This is a genomic window from Aggregatilinea sp. (assembly GCF_036822615.1).
In the GTDB taxonomy this organism is placed as follows: Bacteria; Chloroflexota; Anaerolineae; order Aggregatilineales; family Aggregatilineaceae; genus Aggregatilinea.
In genome coordinates, this window is record NZ_DAISHJ010000119.1 from 1 (window position 1) to 2,890 (window position 2,890).

A 2,890-nucleotide genomic window follows, 5' to 3' on the forward strand; every position below is an offset into this window, starting at 1 on the left:
CAGCGCCGCAGCGCGGGCCGCAGCGCGCGCCGCCGCTCGTCCAGCGACGCGGCTTGCAGCGTCGTGACCAGCAGCGCCGTCAGCCCTGCCAGCCCGAACATGACGTACATCATGCCGCGCGCGGGCACGCGGAACATTCCCAGCCCCGGCACCCATCGCACCAGCAGCGGCATCAGCGCGCCCTCGATGCCCACCGCCATCACCAGCCCGAACGCGATCAGCCCGTAGAAATACCACGCCTCGCGCCGGGGCCAGCGGATCATCAGCGGCACGGCCAGCAGCGGCAGCAGCCCCGCGTAAGCGTTGTGCTCCTCGTAAAAGTCCGCACCCCAGTAGAAATAAGGGGCCCAGTCGGGCCGCCCGAACAGCCCCGGCAGCGCCAATGAGAGGTACTGCGCCGGAGGCAGCGCGAACGTATTGGCGAATTCGAGGTCGCCCGCCTCGCGCGAGGCCAGCCGCGTCAGCTCGGCGGCAGGGATCACCAGCGCCGCCGCCAGGATCAGCCCGCCCACGCCGATCGCCGCCAGCCGCCAACCCGCCTCCCAGCCCGCACGTACTTCCTGGCCCTCCGGCGCGGTGCCGATGTGGTACAGCCACAGCGAGATCAGCCCGAAGCCCATGTACACCACCAGCGGCGGATACCCGGCCAGCAGCGCCAGCCCCAACCCGGCCATGCCCGGCAGCAGCGCCGCCCACGTCCCGCGCCGCAGCGCGTAGCGGTACGCCAGCATCACCCACGGGATCCACGCGAAAACCATCATCAGGTTATAGTGGCCGGGGAAATAGTGCGCCGCCGCCCACCCACTCATGCTGAAGATCACGCCCGCCAGCAGCCCGCCCACGCGGCTCGCGCCGAAGCTGCGCGTGAAGCGCTCCATGCCCCACGCGCCGAACCACGTATGCAGCACCAGCACCAGCCCGATCCCGCGCTGCACGCCGATCAGCCACACCAGCCAGTTCAGCGGGTAGAACAGCGCCGCGTGCGGATTGCCGATCACCGGGTGGCCCAGGAACTGCCGGGGATTCCACAGCGGCAACGTGCCGGCCTTCAGCGCCTCGCTGATGAAGGTTTGCAGCGGGTAAAACATCTCCTGCAGGTCTTTGCCGTTGAGCACCGCGCCCGCCTCGACGGGCAGGATCACCTGCCGCAGGAAGATGATCGTCAGAATCGCCAGCGCCAGCGGCGAGAGCCACGGTCGGCGCGCGAGTGTCTTTTCCATACTCGTCCCCTCACTCCGGCCAGCGGATCATCCTCCGCCGCCGCAACATGCCCATCCTCCGACCCCGATTCCTGCCCCCCGGCGCGGCGATCCACGCGCCGCCCACGCCCATCTTCCAATCTCTCGTAGGGGCGTATTGCGATACACCCCCGCTTTTCACGCCCCTATACCTACTCTTGTAGGGGCAGGTTTGTAACCTGCCCTGTTCTTGACTTTCCGCCCGCCCCTGTTTCCCGCTCCCACACCACACACCGCGTAGGGGTAGGGCTTGCCCTACCCGGCTTTTCTCACAACGGGCGATGCAAGCATCGCCCCTACGAAAGCCAGGATATGCTCAACTTGCCACACATGGGGCGTATCGCAATACGCCCCTACACAAACATCACATCCCCCTCAAACCCTGCCTGTCTCCCCTCTCCAACTTGATTGGAAAGGGGCCGGGGGTGAGGTGCTCTTGCCTTTGCCTTTGCTTTTCGACTAACCACTAAAAACTGACAACTACCTACTGCTTTTCTGCTCTTGGCTAACCGCTAACCGCCAACCACTAATCGCGAACAGCCACCTCGCCCACCGCGACGAGCGCCTGCCCGCCCGCGTCGAGCGGCTGCATGTCGCCGTACCAATACACGTTCACCGCCACCGTATACGCGCCCGGCGGCAGATCCGGCGGCAGCGCCAGCGTGTGCCGGTCGAAGACCGGATCGCCCACCGCCCACGCGGTCGTTGGCGTCTCGCCGGGCGGCCCCTGGTGATCGGCCACCGTCGCGCCCTCCGCGTTCATCAGGAACACCCCGACCGAATAATCCAGCGTGGGCGGCTGCGCGGCCTCCCACCACAAATCGACGTGCAGGAGATCCCCCGCCTGGGCGGTCTCCGGCAGCACGACATCCCGCAGCGCGAACAGGTCCCCAAACATCACCGGCTCGCGCGCCAGATCGGGCCGCTCGAACAGAACCGCCGTCACCAGCGGCGTCGCCGGATACTCCCGCGCGTACTCGTCTCCGGTCGGGATCTCCAGCGTTCGCACGCGCCGGAAGTCGCTGCTTTCTCCTTCTATAGTCGGGATCACCGCCGAAGGTTGCAACCACTGCACGACCCACACGCGGCGATGTGCCGCGATCGCGTCCGCGACGTGCGGGATCACCGGCTCGGCAGTCAGCGGATTGCCCACCCACGGCAGCGTGCGGATGATCTGCGCGCCGTCCGGCAGCGCCAGCGACAGCTCGTACTGGAACGCGTTATCGTCCCAGCCCGTTTCTAGGATCACCAGATCGCCGGGCGAATACGCCGCCACGACCGCCTGCGCGGTCCAATCGCTGCGCAGACGCGGCTGGATCGTCTGCGGCGTGACCAGCATCACCAGCGCGAATGCCCCCGCCAGGATCATCCCCGCGCGCCGGTCGAGCGATCCCAGCCCGTGCGCGGCGGTCAGCATCACGAACGGCGTCAGGAATACCAGCGTCCGCGCCGAAAGCACCCCGAACCACTCGTTCGCCGCGATCATGAAGACCAGCAGCCCGATCCCGGCCAGCGCCACCGTCAACCGTGCCGCCCAGCCCACCGACCGCGCCCGCGTGCGGATCAGCGCGCCCAGGCCGAGCAGCGCCGCGCCCGCCGTCAGCGCCCACTGCCCACCGAACACCAGCTCCATCACGCGGCGCAGCGCGGGC

General features: G+C 68.0%; 1 protein-coding gene and 1 pseudogene. Both read right to left on the reverse strand.

The window, feature by feature from the left end; translation table 11 throughout:
* On the reverse strand, positions 1-1,220 hold a 1,220-nt coding region (locus V7116_RS21540; RefSeq protein WP_324394044.1), incomplete at its 3' end, for a hypothetical protein.
* Between the two features lie 544 nt (positions 1,221-1,764).
* A pseudogene (locus V7116_RS21545) lies at positions 1,765-2,890 on the reverse strand (hypothetical protein); the annotation flags it as partial.